We start from the raw sequence: 18,208 nt of genomic DNA on the forward strand, positions 1-18,208 counted from the left end.
ACGTCAGTCGGCGCAGATCGCGAAGACGCTGATGCCGACGTCGTTGTAGCCGTCCTGACGGCCGATGCCGATCCAGCCGCGGCCGTCATCGGTGGGGAAGGACCCGACCAGGATCGCCCTGTTGCCGCGGGCCTCGGCGCCGCCGCCGAGAACCCTCTTGTTGCCGGGGCAGAAGAGCGTGCGGCGCTGGAAGTTGGGGACGTTGGCGTTGGGCAGGGTGACGAGCTGGTAGCCCGGCGGGAGAGCCGACAGGTGGGCGGCCGCCTGGACCGGTGCGGACGCCTGGCTGGCGGCGGCGGTCGTCGTCAGACACGCCCCCGCCGCGATGACGGTGAGGGGGAGGGTCAGGAACCACTTCGACTGCATCGTTCTCCTTCTGTCCTGTCCCCAGACGGCCACGACTCCGGGCAGCGCGCGGCACGCCGGCGAATGCGCGCACTGAGAGTGGTGGTCTGATCACGGGGGGCAAAGGCTCTGACACGATGAGTATCGGTGTTATCACGTACCGTGTCCATGCGTATCTGTGTTCGGGTGCGGCACCAGCCCTTTGACCGCCGCCTGAAAGAACGCTCCGGCTGGGCGGCGGCGTCCCCGGGGGGACGGACCGCCGCCCGGCTCCCGTGATCAGCCGCTGTAGGAGATCCAGCCGTATTCGTACTGAGTCCAGCCGTTCTCGTCGCCGCGGTGCCCGCGGCCGATCAGCACTTCGTTCGTCGGGCAGTTGAACTTGCTGTTCGACTGTTTCAGGGTCGAGACCTGCCCGGGACGGATCTCGATCGTGGCAGCCGCGGCGGGGCCCGCGGGGACCAGGGTGAGGGCGGCGACGGCCGTCGCCGCCAGCGCGGCCGGCAGAGCCTTCTTGAGCATGTCGTGTCCTTAGAGGAGAGCCTGCGGTGAGCGGAGTCCATGATCGCCGTCACGATGGCGACCGTCGTCCGCCTGCAGGGTGAGCGCAGGTCCGCCTGTACGGTGATCCACCCGCCGCAGAGAGCCCCGCCCCAGCCTTCCACCAGGTGCTGGGCGGGGCCTCCACCGAACCTCTCAGTCGTTGTGGGCGATGAGCATGAGCTGCCGCCACAGCAGCACCACGAACACCGCGGAGCCGGCGAAGGCGAACCAGAAGGGCGCCGCGACGCCGAAGCGGGTGGCCAGGACGCCGCCGATCAGCGAGCCGACCACCAGACCGGCGTAGACGCAGATGGCATTGACGCTGCCCACCCGGCCCTGGAGTTCGCGCGGGACCGCGCGCTGGCGGACGGTGACCGAGGTCGTGCCCCAGATGAACGCGTGCGCGCCGAAGGCCAGGAAGATGCCCCCGGCGACCCACGGCGAATGGGTCAGGGCCAGGCCCAGGTGGGTGAACGTCTCGATGATGAGTCCGATCCGCATCAGGGCGCCGAGGCTCACCTTGCGGGTGATGGCCCCGTACAGGCCGGTGCCGATCAAGCCGCCGATCCCGCCGATGGTGGTCATCAGGCCGAAGCCGATGGCGCCGAGGCCGAGTTGCTCCTGGGTGTAGAGGACGAGAACCGACCAGGCGGCGCCGAACGTGAAGTTGAAGATCAGGATGGTGAGCGCCAGCGTGCGGACCGCCGCGTGCTGGATGGTCCAGGTGAACCCGGCGATGAGCTCCCGTACGGTGTTGGGCCTGGGATCGTCGGCCTGCCGGCCGTGCGGCGGCAACGTGATCCGGGAGACCAGCACGATCCCCGCCACCACCAGGAGCAGCTGGCTCGCGAACGGCCAGGTCAAGCCCAGGCCGAACAGCGCCGCGCCGATCGGCGGCCCGGCGAGCTGGTTGAGCGTGATGAATCCCGTGCCCAGGCGGGCGTTGGCGATGACGAGATCGTCCTTGCCGACCATCATGGGCGTCAGCGTGGCCGTCGCGTTGTCGGCGAACACCTCGGCGATCGACCGGAGCGTGAGCGCCACCAGCGCCGTCGCCACGGTCACGGTGCCGGTCACCATGAGCGCGACGAGCGCCGCCAGCACCACGGCCCGCACCGCGTTCGCGACGAGGACGATCCTGCGCCGGTTGTACCGATCCGACAGCACGCCCGCGTACAGGCTGAACATCAGCGGCGGCGCCCAGCTCACCAGGGCCGACAGCGAAATCATCAGCGGGTCGCGGGTCAACGTCGCGATCAGCAGTGGGCCCGCGGCGGCCGCCACCCCGTCACCGAGATTCGTCAGCCAGCTCGAGGCCAGCAACCATCGGAATCCTGTCCCCAGCCGGGCAGGCAGCACTCGCTCAACCACTGTGACCACGAGCGCAAAACCATACGTTGCGAGGGTATTCGCGGCAACGCGTTTTCGCGTCCACGCGCTGTGCGGTGAGGAGGTCGCTTGCGCCGCCGGTGTTCGGACGCACCCGGCTGCGTCCCCGATGTCACTCGGCGCGCATGCGCCCGACCTCTGACTGGAAGACCCCCTCCGTCCTGTCCAGGAAGTCGGCGATCAGCTCCAGCTGCTCCTCGGTGTAGCCGTCCAGCGCGCCGCGCCACGCCCGTACGAACGGGGCGAACACCGGGCCGATCACCTGCGCGGCCTCCTGGGTCTGGAGCGTCACCACGACCTTGCGGCGGTCGACGCGGTCGCGCTCGCGCCGTACGTACCCCACCGCCTCGAGCCTGTCGATCACCCCGGTGACGGACGCGGTCGTGATGCCCGCGCGCCTGGCCAGCTCGCTCGCCGTCAGGGGGCCGTCGCTGAGCAGGTTGAGGCAGTGCAGGTCGGTGGTGTTGACGCCGATCCGCTCCGCGGCGCCCTGGCTCATCGCCACCGACAGCGCGTTGGTACGGCGCAGCGCGTCGAGCAGCTGGGCCACGAGCTCGGCACGCCTTGACATCGCCATCCAAACTCCTTAGCGTTCCAAGTGTTTAGGAAAACTAGAGATATGGTTCTCTAGTGGCTAGCTTAGCGGAAGGACGGCACGATGAAGGATGTCATCAGGCGCTTCTACGACGAGGTGCTCAACGCAGGCGACCTCGACGTCGCCGACGAGATCGTCGGCCCCGGCTTCGCGCCTCAGGGAGGCGAGGTCACCGGCCCCGAAGCGCTCAAACAGGTCGCCCGCTACCTCCGCTCGGCTCTGCCCGACCTGCGCTTCGACATCGAGGACCTGATCGCCGAGGGCGACCGGGTGGCCACCCGGTGGACGTTGCGGGGCACGCACGAGGGGGACTTCTTCGGTTTCCCGCCCACCGGCAAGCCGCTGGAGGTGCGCGCCTGCGTCATCTTCCGCATGGAGAACGGCAAGGTGGCCGAGATCTGGCCGGTCATCGACTCCAGCTCCCTCGCGGCCGCGAGGGGATGACGTTCTCTGACGGGCGGTCCGGTGCATGACTGATCCCGTTCCGCCCGCCTCGGCTCACCTCCGCCGCACCACGGTCGCGATCATCGCGCATGCCCGCCGACGGCGGTCAGCGCCGCTCGGCAGTGGTCGAGCAACCTCTCGTCCTCGGTGACCTGAGCGGTGCTGTAACCGTCCGCGCGCGCGTTGTGCCGGCGTACGCGGCCCAGTTCGGCGGTCAGCAGCGGAGCCGAGTCCGCCGCGACCGGGCCCAACTCGGCCCAGAGCGCGGCGACCCTGCGCCGGGTGTGGACGTTTGTCGTCCACACCCGTTCCAGCACCGGCAGCGCCGGGGCCGGGTCGCCGGTGATCCGCCACAGCGCGTGGGCGGCCGAGAGCACGAGCCAGCCGTGCGGGTCCTTGCGGCGGGCCAACCGGCGTAGCCGCGTGCCCTGGGACTTTGTGGCCTGACCCAGTTCGGCCAGGAGGCCGGCCGCGTCGCGCCAGGCGTACTCGCTGTCGCCGTCGAGACACCGGCCCGCGACCGCGAGGGCCGCGTCAGTGGAGCCGTCGACCTGCCACAAGGCCCGGGCGGCCGGCACCGCGAGCCCGAGGTCCGCTGCGGCGGCGGCCCGGCAGAGCACCGGCAGGCATTCCCCGGCATCGGGAACGATCGCCGCGAGCGCCACGAGCACGGCCGGGGTGACGGGGCCGCCGAGCAGGCCGGGCAGGGCTTCGGCGGCGGCCGGGCCGATCGCGGCGAGCGCGCGGACGACGCTCTCGCGACGGTGATCGTGCGGGTCGTCGGCGGGCAGGTCGCGCAGGCGGCGCAGCAGCAGCGGCATCAGCGGCGCCGCGCCGGGCCCGAACCTGATCACAAGCGAGCCGGCGTCGCTCGGCATCGGCTCGCGATCGAGCGCCCAGGCCAGCATCGGCAGCGCACGCGGGTCACCCGCCCCGCTGAGAGCCCGCAGCGCCGGCGAGACGGTGGGCAGTTCGCGCGACCACTCGATCACCCACGGCAGGTGCGCGTCCGCCTCGGTGTGCGGCAGGGCCCGCCGGGTCGTGGACTCCAGGGCCGCCGCCAAGGCGTCCGCGGCGGGAGCGGTCAGGTCACCCAGATGCTCCAGTACGCCGACCGCCCGCGCTCGCGTGCGCGGGTGCCCATCGCCGATCCGCTCGCCGACCAGACCGATCAGCTCACGGTAGTCGCCGCGCCAGCCGTCGACGAGATTGCCCGCCGAGGTCAGGGCGTCCAGGTGACGCTCCCAGCCCTGGGACCGCAGCAGGCCCGTCAGCAGACGCACCCGCTCGTCCACGCGGTCGCCGAAGGACGCGCTCAGGCCGCGCACGAGCGCGTCTGCTCCGGGGGCCCGCCGGCCTTCGTCGTCCTGTTCGCGTAACCGGCGTACGGCACCGATGAGGGTGCCGGTCTCGAAACCGGCGGGCGCGGTGACTGCCGTACCTGATCCGTACACGGCCGAGAGCATCTCCAACGCGTCGTCGACCTCGGCAACCGGTGGCTCGTCCGGCGCGCCGGGCAACGAGGTGAGCTCGGCCAGCGCCACCAGCCGGAGCGACAGGTCGGGCTCCGCCGCGACGATCCCCGCCATCCACACGCGCAGCGCGGGGTCGACGCCTTCCTCGAACCGCGCCAGCGTGCCGGCGGTACGCACGATCGCGCGCCGTACCTCCTCGTCGGTCTCCTCCGCCAGGCGTCCGGTCAGGCGCGTCAGCGCCGCCCGCCGCCGGCGCGTGCAGGCGGGCAGCACCTCGAGCACCGCCCCGCGCACCCGCGGGTCCGCGTCCTCCAACAGCCGCTCCCACAGCGGGTACGCCGCCTCGACCGCCTGGTTGGCCTGCCGGTACGGCCCGGAAAGTTCGGTGGGATCCTCCGCCGAACCCATGCCGGCCAGCAACTCCACGACACCGGGCCGGCCGGGGAGGTCCGGGCGCTCGGCGATGCGCAGCAGAAACGGGATCGCCGCGACCGTGCACGGATAGACGTCGCCCTGGTGGTGCACCGCGCCGTAGATGCCGTCGAGCGCGCTCTCGCGGACGGCGGGATCGGGGTCGACCAGGTCACGCAGCAGGCCCGGGACCTCGGCGGCGGACCCATAGGCGTGGCGCATGCGCCCCCAGCGAATCTCGTCCAAGCCGGCGAACAGGTCATCCTCGACTGTCATGGCCAGACATCTTGCCAAAAGGCACGGGCCGCGGGCTCCCGCGAGGCCTGCTCGTGGGCATCTGAGCGGCGGGATTGCGGCCGCACACGCCGCCGGTGATGACCTGGCATGCCTTTTCCGGTGGTGTGGGCTATGGTCGGCCGTATGACGGGACCGTGGAGAACACCACAAGGGTCCATCTCGCTTGTCGGCGTGATGGCCCTGGTCCTGCTGTCCCTGGTGTCGCTGATGCTGACCAGCGCTTCGGGCAGGTCGAGCGGCGACCCCGTCGTCGTGCAGGGGCCGGCCTCCGGCCCGGCGTGGAGCCTGGGCGGAGGGGACGCCGACCTGTCCAGCCTGCCGCCGCAGGCGAGCGGCGTCCGCGAGCACCACGTACTGTCGCTGTGGCCACCGATGCGCGGCCAACGCCACGGCGAGCTCGCCCATCTGGCGCTGCTGCCGGCACCGGGCTCGATCGCGGACACGTTCCGCGATCCTCAACAGCTGGCGCACCGCACCGCGGGATCGCGCAGCCCGCCGCTCAGCTAGCCGACGTCTTCCCCGTTCGGCTCTGCGGCCACGCGCGCCGCGGAGCCTGACCGCGCGCCCACGCTGTTTGCGGGCGCCGGGTCTCTGCGTGCCGTTGCGCCTGGAGACGTCTGATGACCGTCCCTATGGCAGGAGAAGGGACAGGGCCACCTGTCCCATGCCGCCTTTTTCTCTCGACGTCAGCTAGGAGCTGATCATCGTCATGCCGTTTGTTGGATCTCTGTGGCCGGAGCGCTTGCGCGAGCCCGGCCCGGTGGCACGTGGGAGCGCGGGATGAGCCCGACGCGGCGCCTGGTGGCGCTCGACCTGGGCACCGCGCGTACTCGATCGCTGAGCGGGCACGCCATCGCCGACCGGCCGTCGGCGGTCATGGGGCGAGCCTCCGGCGTGGCGGATGTGGTGCGGCCCATCCGGCACGGCATGGTGGCCGACCCCGGGGCCTGCGTTCGGCTGGTGCGCCTGGTGTTGCAGGACACCCGGCTCTACGACGGCCGGCCGCCGGCGCGAGTCCTGGCCGGGGTGCCGATCGCGGCGTCGCCGAGCGATCGCCGGGCGGTCCACGCCGCGGTATCCGAGATCGCCGGGTGCGAGGTGACGCTGGTGGAGGAGCCGCTGGCCGCCGCCGTCGGCGTCGGCCTGGACGTCCTCGATCCCCAGTCCTGCCTGGTGCTGGACGTCGGGGCGGGCATCGTCGAGGCCGCGGCCATCGGCGCCGGGGCCGTCGTCGACGCGGTCTCCCTCCAGCTCGGCGCCACCACCGCCGAGGGGCTGCCGCCGTACGCGCTGGAAAGCGTCGTCGAGATGACGGCGGGCCTGCTACGCCGCCTGCCGACCGCGTCGCGCTCCCGGGGCCTGGTGGTCACCGGCGGCGGCGCTCATCAGGAGCTGCTGCTGAGCCGCCTGCGCACCGCGCTGCGGCTGCGGATCAGCGTGGCGCCCCAGCCGCAGCACGCCACCATCCGCGGCCTGATGCGCCTGTGCCTGCAGCCGGCCCTGGCCGAAGGCCTCGGCCTGCGCGCCCGCTGACGTATTCCGTTCACAGAAAGGACCTTCCACCATGACCGACAACCACGAGACCTCACACCTCAGCAGCGTGCAGCTCCAGTCGCTGCGCCAGGACCTGCAGCAGCAGCTGGAGCAGCGCAGGCGGCACCTGGACGGGCTGCGGGTGCAGGAGCAGGACGGCAGCGGCGCCGACGGCACGTGGCAGGAACTGGTCATCTCGATCACCGCCGCCGAGCGCGCCGTCGCCGACCTGTCCCAGGCCTACGACAGGCTGGTGGCCGGCACCTACGGCCGCTGCGCGCGCTGCCAGGCGGCCATCCCGTTCGAACGGCTCAAGGTCCGGCCGCTGGCCCGCAACTGCATCGACTGCCAGCGGCGGCACGAGGCCGCCTGACACCGCGGAAGGGAGCGGGGCAGCCCGCTCCCTTCCGCCGACCCGGAGTTTGAACATGATCACATTGGATCGCCTGGTGAACGTGCTCGGCGGGTACGGCGTGCGGCTGTGCGGCAACCCCGAGGCACGCTCGGCCTGGCTGCGCAGCGTGGCGATGCCCGATGCCACCGACCGCCACGCCGCCGGCGACCTGCTCCTGGCCGTCGGCACCACCTCGATCGCCGAGGCGGTGCAGTGGGCCGCCGCGTCCCGAGCCACGGCGGTCCTGGTCCGCCCGGCCGAAAGCGGCGCGGACGTCGAGCGGGACGCCGCCGCGCTCGGCGACCGGCACGGGGTGGCCGTCCTGCTGGCCGATCCCGCCGTCTCGTGGAGCCAGCTCGCTGGCGTGGTGTACGGGCTGGTCCTGGAGAGCCGCGAGACCGCCTCCGGACGCGGCCCGACCGACCTGTTCGCCCTGGCCGACAGCCTGGCCGACGTCATCGGCGGGGCGGTGACCATCGAGGACCGGCACTCGCGGGTGCTGGCCTACTCCCGTTCCCAGCAGGCGGGCGACCCGGCCCGGCTGGAGACCATCCTCGCCCGGCGCGTTCCCGACCGGCTGCGCGAGCTGTTCCAGGAGCAGGGGGTGTTCGCCCGGCTGGCTGCGACGGACGAGCCGGTGTTCGTCCCCGCCGATGCCGGGCACGGCCTGACCGGGCGGATGGCCGTGGCGGCGCGGGCCGGCCGCGAACTGCTCGGCTGGGTGTGGGTGACCTGCGAGCGCCCGCTGACCGGCGCTCATCTCCGCGCGCTGGCGGACGGCGCACGCACCGTCGCGCTGCACCTGCTGCGCTCCCGGGCCAGCGCCGACCTGGAGCGGCAGGTGGAGTCGGACCTGGTCATCCGGCTGCTGGAAGGCAGCTCCGACGCCGAGACGGTGATCAGCCGGCTGGGCCTGGCGCCGCAGCCGATGCGGGTCATCGCCGTCCGCGCGCACACCGCCGATCGCCACGCCGCGCTGCTGCTGGCCTTCGAGCAGGCGACCACCGGATTCGGCTGGTCCAGGCCCGGCCGCAGCGCGCTGCTCGGCGACACGCTCTACACCATCATGCCGGCCGAGCAGGCCGACGCGGCCCGGCAGTGGATCACCGCCCTCCACCGCGAACTGCCCGCTCAGATGCACGTCGCGGCCGGGATCAGCGCACCCGCCGAGGTCGCGGAGCTGCCCGCCGCCCGCCAGGAAGCCGACGAGTGCCTGGCGCTGCACGAGAGCGCCAGGCCCGGCGCCGTCCCGCCCGCCTACGACGAGTCCTGGGACGACATTCTGCTGCGGCGGCTGCGCGCGGCGGCGCGTACCGGCCGGACTCCGGCCCGCGGGCCGGTGAGCACGCTGCTGCGGCACGACACCCGTCACGGTACGCGCTTCGTGGCCACGTTGCGGGCCTGGCTGATGAGCCAGGGCGACCTGGCCCTGGCCGCCGAGCAGCTCGGAGTGCATCCCAACACCGTGCGCAACCGGCTGCGCAAGATGGACGAGCTCGTTCCCCTGGACCTGAACGACGGTCGCAAGCGTCTCGCCATGATCATCACGTTGGCCGCCGTCGAGGACGAGCCCCGTCACTGAGACGTTGTGCCGGATCGACAACGGCGGCGCCGCGATTGTCGCCCGCCCACAACGCCGCAGGTCGCCGCCAGGGCCATGCTGACTGGGACACCCCGTCATTCGTTCCGTTGGAGGTTGGGCATGGACGGCAACTGGCCGAGATCGGTGATCGTGGTGGGCGCGGGCATCGTGGGCCTGTCGACCGCCTGGTTCCTGCAGGAACGCGGCGTCCAGGTCGACGTGGTGGACCGCGGGGGAGTGGCGGCCGGCGCCTCCTGGGGCAACGCCGGATGGATCGCCCCCGGCCTGGCCATCCCGCTGAACGAGCCCGCCGTCCTGCGCTACGGCCTTCGCTCGCTGCTGAACCCGGCCGCGCCGCTGCACGTGCCCGCGAGCCTCGACCCGGGCCTGTGGAGGTTCCTGGCCGGGTTCGCCGCGAACAGCCACTGGCGGTCCTGGACCCGCGCCGCGCGCGCCAACGTGCCGCTCAACGACGAATGCATCGAGGCCTACGAGGTGCTCGCCGCCGACGGCGTGTCCGCCCCGGTCGTCGCGGCGCCGATCACGGCCGCGTTCCGTACGCCACGCCAGGCCCAGGGGCTGCTGCGCGAGCTGCGCAGGCTCCAGGAGGTCGGGCAGCCGGTCGACCACACCGTGCTGGACGGCGACCGGCTCAACGAGCACGTCCCGCTCGCCGGCGACGCGCTGAGGGCAGGGGTGCGGATCGACGGCCAGCGCTACGTCGACCCGGGCGCCTTCGTGCACGCTCTGGGCAAGGCCGTCATGCGGCGCGGCGCGACCGTGTACGCCGTCGAAGTCGACGAGGTGCGTACCGATGACAGGAAGGTGATCGTCCGCTCGACCAAGGGCACCGTCCTGTCCGCCGACGCGGTGGTGCTCGCCACCGGCGCGTGGCTGCCCCGGCTGGCCCGGGAGTGGGGCGTGCGCGTCCCGGTGCGGGCGGGCCGCGGTTACTCCTTCACCGTGCCGGTCGATCATCCCGTCCCCGGTCCCGTCTACCTGCCCGACGTACGTGTGGCGTGCACGCCGTACCAGGGCCGGCTGCGGGTGGCGGGCACCATGGAGTTCCGGGACCCGGACGCCCCGCAGGTGCCCGCCCGGCTGGGGGCCATCATCGCCTCCGCCCGTCCGCTGCTGCGGGGTGTGCATTGGGAGGAGCGGACCGACGTCTGGGTGGGGCCCCGCCCCGTCACTTCGGACGGACGGCCGCTCATCGGCGCGACGGTGGCCCCCACCGTCTACGTGGCGGGCGGGCACGGCATGTGGGGCATGGCCCACGGCCCGATCACGGGACGGCTGCTGGCCGAACAGATCACCACCGGCAAGCAACCCGCCGCCCTGGCCGACTTCGACCCCCTCCGCTGACCCATTCGTCCCGCGGGCCCGAGCGCCGTCGCGCCTGGCGGAGACGTTCCCCAGGAGCCGCGTGAGACAGCTATTGCATAGGAAGCTTTCCTATTTAATACTGCGATCAACGCAGCGTATCGCGGCGCGCGATGCTCCATCGCGCTCCTGCTGCACGTGACGCCCTGTCCCACTGACTCGGCGACTTACTGCCCGGAGGTCCTCGTGGTTCGTCGTGTCCCTGCCCTCCTCACCGTCATGCTCGCCGCGCTCGGCGCTCTCTCCATCTCCGCCGCGCCGGCGCAGGCGGCAGACGTGGAGGTGACCTACAGCCCGATCTCGCTCGGCGACTACTGCTCCGCCAAGGTCAATTCCTCCTCCACCATCGGCTTCTACAACGGCGGCCTGAGCTGCTACCGCTGGGGCACCGGCGGCTCCGGCATGACCTACACCGGCAGCGGAAGCGCCTCCGCCGCGTGCGCGTACTTCAACCCCACCTACACCTACCTCGGCTCTGCCCAGGGCGCCAGCCAGGCGCTGATCTGCAGGTACTCGGTCTGACCCACGCCGATGCCGCCGCGCGGGCGAGGTCCGTCCGCGCGGTCGCCGCCTGGTGTAGCGCCGAGAATGTAAAGCCGCTGGACGGTTGGACGTGAGTCGTCAGGAGGTGCGAGCGTCGTAGTTCTCGCGGTTTGCGAGGACCTCGGCCATGTGCGTCTGCGCCCAGTTTCTGAGCCCGCGCGTCATGTGGTGGAGCGAGAGACCGAGGTCGGTCAGCTCGTAGGAGACGGTGACAGGGACGGTTGGCGTCACGGTACGGGTGAGCAGACCATCGTGTTCCAGCGACCGTAGCGTCTGGGTCAGCATCTTCTGGCTGACCCCGGCCAGACGCCGAGAGATCTCGGAGTAACGCATCGCCTTCGGAGCGTCTGCGTGTGCCGGACCGGGTCGGCGAGGGCTGTTGTCGCCGCCCAGCGCGCACAGGATCAGGACGACCCACTTGTCCGAGATTCGGTCGAGCAGCTGCCGGCTCGGGCACTCTGCCAGGAACGCGTTGTACTCCACCTTGGCCTGAGCCCTCTTCTGGGCCGCCTTCGTCGTCGTCACCGATCGCACCTCTCACCTATAGGTGGGTTACGCACTCCAGAGTGCCTACTTCCTGACAGGAAGTTTCTCTCCAATGCTGATGCAGGCAGGCAGAAGGCGCCACCCCCAGTGCACGACGAAAGGCAACAAGATGAGCACGCCCTCCCTCTCTCTTCCCGGCGGTACCTGGCCCTTGGGCGACCTGACCGTCACCCGGTTCGGTTACGGCGCCATGCAACTGGCCGGCCCGTGGGTCATGGGGCCGCCCGCCGATCGCGACGGTGCCCTGGCTGTTCTGCGCGAAGCGGTCTACCTCGGTATCACCCACATCGACACCAGCGACGCCTACGGGCCGCGCGTCACCAACGAGTTGATCGGCGAGGCACTGCACCCCTATCCCGAGTCGCTGCACATCGTGACCAAGGTGGGCGCGACCCGCGACGAACAGGGTGGCTGGCCTCCGGCCCGGCGACCCGAAGATCTGCGCCGCCAGGTCCACGACAACCTCAAGTCCCTCCGGCTCGACGTACTCGACCTGGTCAACCTCCGGCTCGGCAACGCCGAAGGTCCCCAGCCCGGCTCGCTCGCCGAGGCGTTCGAGACGCTCGTCGAACTCCAGCAGCAGGGCCTGATCCGCCACCTCGGGGTCAGCAACGCCACCGCGGAGCAGGTCGCCGAGGCACAGAGCATCGCGCCGATCGTGTGCGTGCAGAACATGTACAACCTCGCCCACCGCCACGACGACAAGCTCATCGACCGGCTCGCCACCGACGACATCGCGTACGTGCCCTTCTTCCCCCTCGGGGGCTTTACCCCGCTTCAGTCCTCGGCGCTCTCGGCGGTCGCCGCTCGATTGGAGGCGACACCGATGTCCGTCGCACTGGCCTGGCTGCTGCAGCGATCACCGAACATCCTGCTCATCCCCGGCACGTCATCCACGGCACACCTGCGCGAGAACATCGCCGGCGCGGGACTCTCCCTCTCTCATGAGGACTTGACCGAGTTGGACGACATCAGCCGCTGAATGCCCCAGAGCCAAACGGCCCACAAGCCACGACCGAAGCCGCGATTCAAGTTCCGGCCCCGGTCACCTTCGCGCGACCGGGGCCGAAGCAGGACGATTCGCCCTCACCTGGATGACTTCAGATCATCAACCGTCAGGGAGCGGCGGTGGCAGCTCACTCCGCGTCGGTGGCCGGGTAGGCGTCGAGGTCTCCCGAGGAAGGGGATTCCCAGCCCAAGCCCATCCGGAAGAAGCTCGGGCTCTACCAGCGGATGATCGCCGCCTACCGGGAATCCGATCGGAGGAAGGGCCGAGAGCTGATGGTGAAGTTGATCGGGTCGGTCAGCCAGGGCGTCCCGAGCGCGTTGAGCGAGATCATCACGCTCGGCCGGACACCGAACAAGCGAGCCACCGACGTGCTGGCCTACTTCGAACGCCCGGGCACTCCCAACGGACCGACCGAGGCCATCAACGGACGGCTCGAACACCGCCGCGGCTCCGCCCTCGGAGTCCGCAACCTCACCAACTACATCGCCAGATCCCTGCTGGAAACCGGCGGCTTCAGGCCACGACTACACCCTGGATTGTGAAGAGCCGTTTTGCCCTGACCGCCACTGCGCGATATGTGATCAAGCCGGAAGCGCGCATTTCAGTAATGCACACCTGTCCTGTCTGCCACATTTAGGCGGGGGAACGGCGCGCCCTTCCGTCCCTCCAGGGACGTGTCCCGGCTGCTCATCACCTCGGCGCGAAGCGTTACGGGATAACACGACTTTAGTTCGGTGACATTATGCATCCTTGACAGCACTCAATGTCAAAGATCATGGTGGAGGCATTCGCCCAGCGGTCTTCAAGTCGTGATCGAGGTCTGGGCACGGTCTGTTTTCGTCGGATACGACAGGGGGAATTTCTGCATGTCAGAATTCATCAACGTCCTCATCGCCATCGACGCGGAAACCATTCTCGGAAGGTTCGGCAAGAACACCGATCCGAACGGGCCGACATCGATCCCCGACAGCAGCAACCTGATCTACATGACCACCCGGCAGAACCAACTCGGCGGCGCTCCGGGCAGCGAGCTGACCATCAACGCCTCCCCAATGGACATCATCAGGTGGCGCGAGACGACACTGTCCCTGAACTCCGAGTACACCGGCATCCTCTACAGGTTCAACACCCTGGCCGGACAGGATCTGATCAGCACCCCCACACCAAGGTCGGTGATGCTCAGCGAGCCACAGCCGAACAGCCAGGACCCGCTGAATCCCACCACCCAGAAAATCAACAGCTATTACTGGGAGTGCGAGGTCCTGGACACGGGGACGGTCACCTACAACTTCAGCTTCATGATTCTCAACCACAAGGGTGAGAAGCAGGGTTACTACTGCTGGGACCCCTTCATCAATATTCAGCCCTAGGGGCCGGCGCACACCGGCTCGTACGCTCTGCCCGGCACGTACAGGCCCCATTCCTGCCGGGTGAGCGCCCGCTGGGCCAAGGCGCAGACATTCTCCTGGCTCACGGCGGGCAAAGAAACGTTCCACAGCCGGACCGTCTTGTCGTAGCCGGTGCTCACCAGCGTGCGACCGTCGGGGGTGAAGGCCACAGCGGAGACGTCCTCGCGGTGGCCGGTCAGCGGGCGGCCGAGCTGCCGCCCGGTGGCGACGTCCCAGAGCCGGATCGTCCGGTCGCGGCCGGCGCTGGCGAGCAGCCGGGCATCGGGGGAGAAGGCCACCATCCAGACCGTGTCGGTGTGTCCGACCAGTGGCTGCCCGAGTTGTCGTCCGGTGGTCACGTCCCACAGCCGGATCGTCCGGTCGGCGCTCGCGCTGACAAGGAGGCGGCCGTCCGGGCTGAAGGTGATGTGCTCGACGGCGTCGGTGTGGCCGCGCAGCGGGGCGGCCTTGTCGCTGCGTGTGCGCTGGTCGAGGAGCCTGATGGTCCCGTCGTCCATGCCGATGGCGAGTGCGGCGTCCTTGGGGGCGAAGGCCAGGGACGAGGCTTGGACGCCGGTCACCGGCGCGCCGATCTGCCGGTGCGCGCGCACGTCCCAGAACCGCAGCGTGTGGTCGAATCCGGTGCTGGCGAGCGTCGCGCCGTCAGGGCTGAACGCCAGCGCCAGCACCCAGTTGTCGAGGGGCGCGGCGTGACCGAGCAGCGGTTCCCCGATCTCGCGTCGCGTGGCGACGTCCCACAGCCGGATCGCCCCGTTGTTCTCTCCGGTGGCGAGCACCTTGCCGTCGGGACTGAAGGCGACCGGGCCGAGCTCGCCCATCTCACCGGCCGACAGGGGCCCGCCAAGCCGGTCGCGCGCGGCCAGGTTCCACAGGAAGGCGCCGGGCACGCTCGATGTGGCCAGCGTGCTCCCGTCGGGGCTGAGCGCCATGCGGTAGATGGTGCCCGTGCCCCGCTTGGTGACAGGTCTGCCGGCCTGCCGGCCGCGCAGGAGGTCCCACACGCGGACGGTGCCGTCGACGCCGGCGCTCGCCAGCCGCGTCCCGTCCGGGGAGAACGTCACGTCCTGGGGCGTGCCGGTGTGGCCCACGAGGGGCGTCCCCACCTGCTCGCGGGTGACGGTGTCGTACAGGACGACTGAGCTGCCGCCGCCGTCGGCGGCCAGGAGCGTGCCGTCGGGGCTGACGGCCAGAGCAGCGCCGGGCCCTTTGAGCGGGGCGCCGATCTGTGTGTGGGTCGCGGTGTCCCACCAGCGCACGGTGTCGTCGCTGTCGACGCTCAGCAGTCTGGTGCCGTCTGGGGTGAAGGCCACCTTCCACGCCTGGATGTTCCCCGTGCGGGTCACCGGGCTGGGCCTGATCTCGCGGTGCCGGGCCACGTCCCAGAACAGCACCTGCCCGCGCGTGCCGGCGGTGGCGAGCGTCTTCCCGTCCGGGCTGAAGGTGACGTCCTCGGCCTGGTCGGTCCGGAAGTCCCCGATCCGCCGGCGGGTGGCGACGTCCCACAGGTACAGAGTGCCGTCCTCTCCGGCGGCGGCGAGCGTCGTGCCGTCCCGGCTGACGGCCAGAGCATCGAAGGGCGTGGTGGTCCCCTCGGCGGATCCGGGGATGGTGAGCGGATCGCCGGAGGGGCGCCGGGTGGCGACGTCCCAGATCCGGATCGCGCCCCCGTCGGCCTGCTTCGTGCGGCTCGTGCCGAAGAGCAGCCGGCCGTCCCGGCTGAAGGCCAGTCCCGTCGCCCATTCCTCGGGCCCGGTGGTGAAGCGCGCGGCCTGGCGGCCCGTCGCGGTGTCCCACAGCCGGACGGTGCCGTCGCGTCCTGCCGACGCCAGGAGCCTCCCGTCGGGCGCGAACGCCATCTCTTCCACCATCACCGCGTGGCCGGTGAACACGGAGCGGGCCGGGTTGAGCAGCGCGGCGGTCATGGCCGCGCGGGCCTCCGGCGTGTCCCGCATCCTCCGGGCCGCCACCGCCAGCAGCCGCGACAGTGCCGGGTCGGTCTCGCCGAGCTCCAGGCTGCGGCCCGCCAGCTCGCGCGAGCGCGCGGCGTCCTCCTGCGCGCTCGCCTCGGCGGCGCGGTTCGCGGCGAGGCCCGCCCCGACCACCGACGTCAGGAACAGGATCACCAGCGCGGCCAGACCCGCGCGGCGGAAGCGGGTGGCCCGCCGCTCCAGCCGGTCGCTCTCGCGCAGGAACACACGTTGTGCCCCGGTCAGCGCGGGACCGCGCACGGGGTCCGCCTCCCAGCGCGGGAACACCTCTCGCAGCGCCGCCAGCCGGGTACCGCGGTAGAGGAATGCCGGGTCGCGCTTCCTGGCCTCCCAGTCGGCGACGCCGTCCAGGAACTGGCGGAACAGCACGTGGTCGCCGCGGCCCTCGTCGAGCCACTTCTTGAGCTTGGGCCACTCCTCCAGCAGCGCGTCGTGGGCGATCTCCACCGCGCCGTGCGCGTCGCCGCTTCGGCCGTCACCCGCGTCGCCGCTCCGGACCAGGAGCCGGCGCTCGGTGAACGCCTCCAGCACCGCCTCGACGTCGTCCGTGCCGCCCGCCGGACGCCTGCCGACCAGCTCGTCCCGTGCCACCCGGCGGCGCACGGGCCGCCCGTCGGGTCCGATGACGGCCAGCCTCAGGAAGGCCTCCCGCGCGACCTGACGCCGTTCGGCGGAAAGGCGTTCGTACACCTCGTCGGCGGCCGACTCCACGGCGTGGGCGATCCCGCCGACCTCGCCGTACGCCCGGCTCGTCAGCGTGCCGCCCGCGCACTTCTCCCAGGTGAGCAGCATCGCGTGCGACAGCAGGGGCAGCGCGCCCGCGCCGTAGCCGGCCTCGCCGGTCCGCGAGCGCAGGTCGTGCAGCACGTCGTCGACCAGCGCCGGCTCGACCTGCACCCCGGCCGCCGTGGCCGGTCCCGTGATGGCGCGGCGCAGGTCGGACTCCGTCATGGGGCCCAGCGTGTACTGCCCGCCGTCCAGCGCCTCGGCCAGCACGGGATGGGCGTTGCACTCGGTGGCGAAGTCGCCGCGCACACCCAGGACCACGAGCGCGGACGAGCGGGCCGCCGCCACCAGGGCGGTGGCGAACGCCTCCCGTTCCTCCCGCCCGGCCAGGAGGAACACCTCCTCGAACTGGTCAACGACGAGCACGAGCCGGCCCGGGTCGCGCCGCTTCAGCCGCTCGGCCTCGGCCAGTACGGCGTGCCGCACGGTCAGGTGCGCGTCCCGAGGGTTGGCTCCCAGCGAGCGGCGCACCGCCCCGGCCTCCAGTTGACCGAGATGGCTCAGCCGGACCGCCAGTTCGTCGAGCGGGTGCTCTCCCGGCGTCATCAGTTCCTGCGGCCAGTGCTCGCTGCCGGGCGCGCCGGGCAGCAGGCCCCGGGAGATCGCGGGCCGCAGCCCGGCCCGCAACAGCGAAGACTTGCCCGCTCCTGACGCCCCGGCCACCATGACCAGGCCCGACCCGGTCAGACGCTCCGCCAGCCGGCCGAGCAGCCGGGCGGTGTCCCGCTCGCGGCCGTGGAAGATCGGCGCGTGCTCCCGCTCGAACGGCCACAGGCCCCGGTACGGCGCCCGCCCGGCACGCCAGCGGGGTCCGGGTGTCCCTTCCGGCCGCGGGGCGTCCAGGCGCCCGTTGAGCAGCGACAGCTCTTCGAGGATCCGGATCGAATGCTCGTACTGCCTGAGCATGAGATCGCGGTCGCTCCGGGCCCGCGCCTCCTCGTGGTGCCGTACCCGCAGAAGCTCGGTCACCTTGCGCGACATGTCCTCCAGAAGCAGGCGGAACTCGGCGAAGTCGCCGCTCAGCTCGCCGAACGCCTCGGTGAGGCGCTCCTGGATCCGGCGGTCGCCGCTGACGACCGCCGCCTCGATGGCGGCGCCCGCCGCGTCCACCCGGTGCAGCACCGCCGCCATCGCGCGCCGCAGCTCGCCGGCGCCCTCCCCGCCTTGCTCCAGGCTTGCGAGGAGCCGGGCGACGACCTCTGCCTCGAGCTCCTCCTGCGTGGGAGGACGGCCGGAGGTACGTCGCCGCAGCGCGTCCGCCGCCTTGATCAGCACGTCGGCGAGCACGTTGCCGCCCACCCCGCCGAGCACGTCGGCCCCGGCGGCGAGCAGGTTGCCGGAGGTCAGCGGGATGAGGGCGCACGCGCACAGCGTCACCACGATCCCGTGCGGCGACAGCTTCAGCAGGCCGCCGCCCATGCGCCGCACCACGACGGCGATCCGTTCCCGGGCCGCGCGTGCCTGCTGGGTTCCGGGCTCCTCCCCGGTCGGCTCCATGCGCGCTCCCGTCCGTCCGCGAAGGCACCCTGCCGTACC

Annotated in this window: 16 protein-coding genes and 1 pseudogene; 10 read left to right on the plus strand and 7 right to left on the minus strand. The window is 71.4% G+C overall.

Features of this window, described 5'->3' with window-relative positions:
* Positions 1–3: 3 nt before the first annotated feature.
* The 4 genes from AB0L65_RS35595 to AB0L65_RS35610 form a co-directional block, all read right to left on the minus strand.
* Positions 4–366, minus strand: coding sequence for a hypothetical protein (locus AB0L65_RS35595; RefSeq protein ID WP_364254504.1), 363 nt, complete (start codon positions 364–366; stop codon positions 4–6).
* A 258-nt stretch (positions 367–624) separates the two neighbouring features.
* Positions 625–867, minus strand: a complete 243-nt coding sequence (locus tag AB0L65_RS35600) for a hypothetical protein (RefSeq protein ID WP_364254507.1) — start codon at positions 865–867, stop codon at positions 625–627.
* Positions 868–1,041: 174 nt separating this feature from the next.
* A complete protein-coding gene (locus AB0L65_RS35605; RefSeq protein ID WP_364254510.1) occupies positions 1,042–2,211 on the minus strand; it encodes an MFS transporter in 1,170 nt (389 codons plus the stop codon).
* A 178-nt stretch (positions 2,212–2,389) separates the two neighbouring features.
* Complete coding sequence (locus AB0L65_RS35610) at positions 2,390–2,854, minus strand: MarR family transcriptional regulator (protein ID WP_364254513.1); 465 nt, start codon at positions 2,852–2,854, stop codon at positions 2,390–2,392.
* A gap of 81 nt (positions 2,855–2,935) precedes the next feature.
* Here AB0L65_RS35610 and AB0L65_RS35615 point away from each other — a divergent pair, with 81 nt between their 5' ends.
* Positions 2,936–3,316 (plus strand): ester cyclase, encoded by a 381-nt coding sequence (locus AB0L65_RS35615; protein ID WP_364254516.1) that lies wholly within the window; start codon positions 2,936–2,938, stop codon positions 3,314–3,316.
* Between the two features lie 80 nt (positions 3,317–3,396).
* Here the strand turns inward: AB0L65_RS35615 and AB0L65_RS35620 are convergent, their stop codons facing one another.
* Complete coding sequence (locus AB0L65_RS35620; RefSeq protein WP_364254519.1) at positions 3,397–5,478, minus strand: hypothetical protein; 2,082 nt, start codon at positions 5,476–5,478, stop codon at positions 3,397–3,399.
* 144 nt (positions 5,479–5,622) lie between these two features.
* Between AB0L65_RS35620 and AB0L65_RS35625 the strand changes: the two genes are divergently transcribed.
* The 6 genes from AB0L65_RS35625 to AB0L65_RS35650 all read left to right on the plus strand — a co-directional run bounded on the left by AB0L65_RS35625 (position 5,623) and on the right by AB0L65_RS35650 (position 10,913).
* On the plus strand, positions 5,623–6,006 hold the full coding sequence (locus AB0L65_RS35625) for a hypothetical protein (protein ID WP_364254521.1): 384 nt from the start codon (positions 5,623–5,625) through the stop codon (positions 6,004–6,006).
* Positions 6,007–6,279: 273 nt separating this feature from the next.
* Positions 6,280–7,032, plus strand: a complete 753-nt coding sequence (locus AB0L65_RS35630) for a rod shape-determining protein (RefSeq protein WP_364254524.1) — start codon at positions 6,280–6,282, stop codon at positions 7,030–7,032.
* A 31-nt stretch (positions 7,033–7,063) separates the two neighbouring features.
* Positions 7,064–7,405 carry a TraR/DksA family transcriptional regulator gene (locus AB0L65_RS35635; protein WP_364254527.1) on the plus strand — a complete coding sequence of 114 codons (342 nt, stop codon included), beginning with the start codon at positions 7,064–7,066 and terminating at the stop codon, positions 7,403–7,405.
* Positions 7,406–7,460: 55 nt separating this feature from the next.
* A complete protein-coding gene (locus tag AB0L65_RS35640) occupies positions 7,461–9,008 on the plus strand; it encodes a helix-turn-helix domain-containing protein (protein WP_364254530.1) in 1,548 nt (515 codons plus the stop codon).
* Between the two features lie 120 nt (positions 9,009–9,128).
* Positions 9,129–10,373: an FAD-dependent oxidoreductase gene (locus AB0L65_RS35645; protein WP_364254533.1), complete on the plus strand. Its 1,245-nt coding sequence runs from the start codon at positions 9,129–9,131 to the stop codon at positions 10,371–10,373.
* A gap of 204 nt (positions 10,374–10,577) precedes the next feature.
* A complete protein-coding gene (locus tag AB0L65_RS35650) occupies positions 10,578–10,913 on the plus strand; it encodes a hypothetical protein (protein ID WP_364254536.1) in 336 nt (111 codons plus the stop codon).
* Positions 10,914–11,012: 99 nt separating this feature from the next.
* On the opposite strand, the gene AB0L65_RS35655 is transcribed toward AB0L65_RS35650, so the two are convergent.
* Positions 11,013–11,459, minus strand: a complete 447-nt coding sequence (locus AB0L65_RS35655) for a helix-turn-helix domain-containing protein (protein ID WP_364254539.1) — start codon at positions 11,457–11,459, stop codon at positions 11,013–11,015.
* A 130-nt stretch (positions 11,460–11,589) separates the two neighbouring features.
* Here AB0L65_RS35655 and AB0L65_RS35660 point away from each other — a divergent pair, with 130 nt between their 5' ends.
* The 3 genes and pseudogenes from AB0L65_RS35660 to AB0L65_RS35670 all read left to right on the plus strand — a co-directional run bounded on the left by AB0L65_RS35660 (position 11,590) and on the right by AB0L65_RS35670 (position 13,859).
* Complete coding sequence (locus AB0L65_RS35660; RefSeq protein WP_364254542.1) at positions 11,590–12,462, plus strand: aldo/keto reductase family oxidoreductase; 873 nt, start codon at positions 11,590–11,592, stop codon at positions 12,460–12,462.
* Between the two features lie 236 nt (positions 12,463–12,698).
* A pseudogene (locus tag AB0L65_RS35665) lies at positions 12,699–13,031 on the plus strand (transposase); the annotation flags it as partial.
* Between the two features lie 324 nt (positions 13,032–13,355).
* A complete protein-coding gene (locus tag AB0L65_RS35670; RefSeq protein WP_364254545.1) occupies positions 13,356–13,859 on the plus strand; it encodes an inclusion body family protein in 504 nt (167 codons plus the stop codon).
* Here the strand turns inward: AB0L65_RS35670 and AB0L65_RS35675 are convergent.
* Positions 13,856–18,169 carry a WD40 repeat domain-containing protein gene (locus AB0L65_RS35675; RefSeq protein ID WP_364254548.1) on the minus strand — a complete coding sequence of 1,438 codons (4,314 nt, stop codon included), beginning with the start codon at positions 18,167–18,169 and terminating at the stop codon, positions 13,856–13,858. The genes AB0L65_RS35670 and AB0L65_RS35675 overlap by 4 nt on opposite strands.
* Positions 18,170–18,208: the final 39 nt, after the last annotated feature.

It is taken from the genome of Nonomuraea sp. NPDC052116, from assembly GCF_040680035.1.
Taxonomy (GTDB): Bacteria; Actinomycetota; Actinomycetes; order Streptosporangiales; family Streptosporangiaceae; genus Nonomuraea; species Nonomuraea angiospora_A.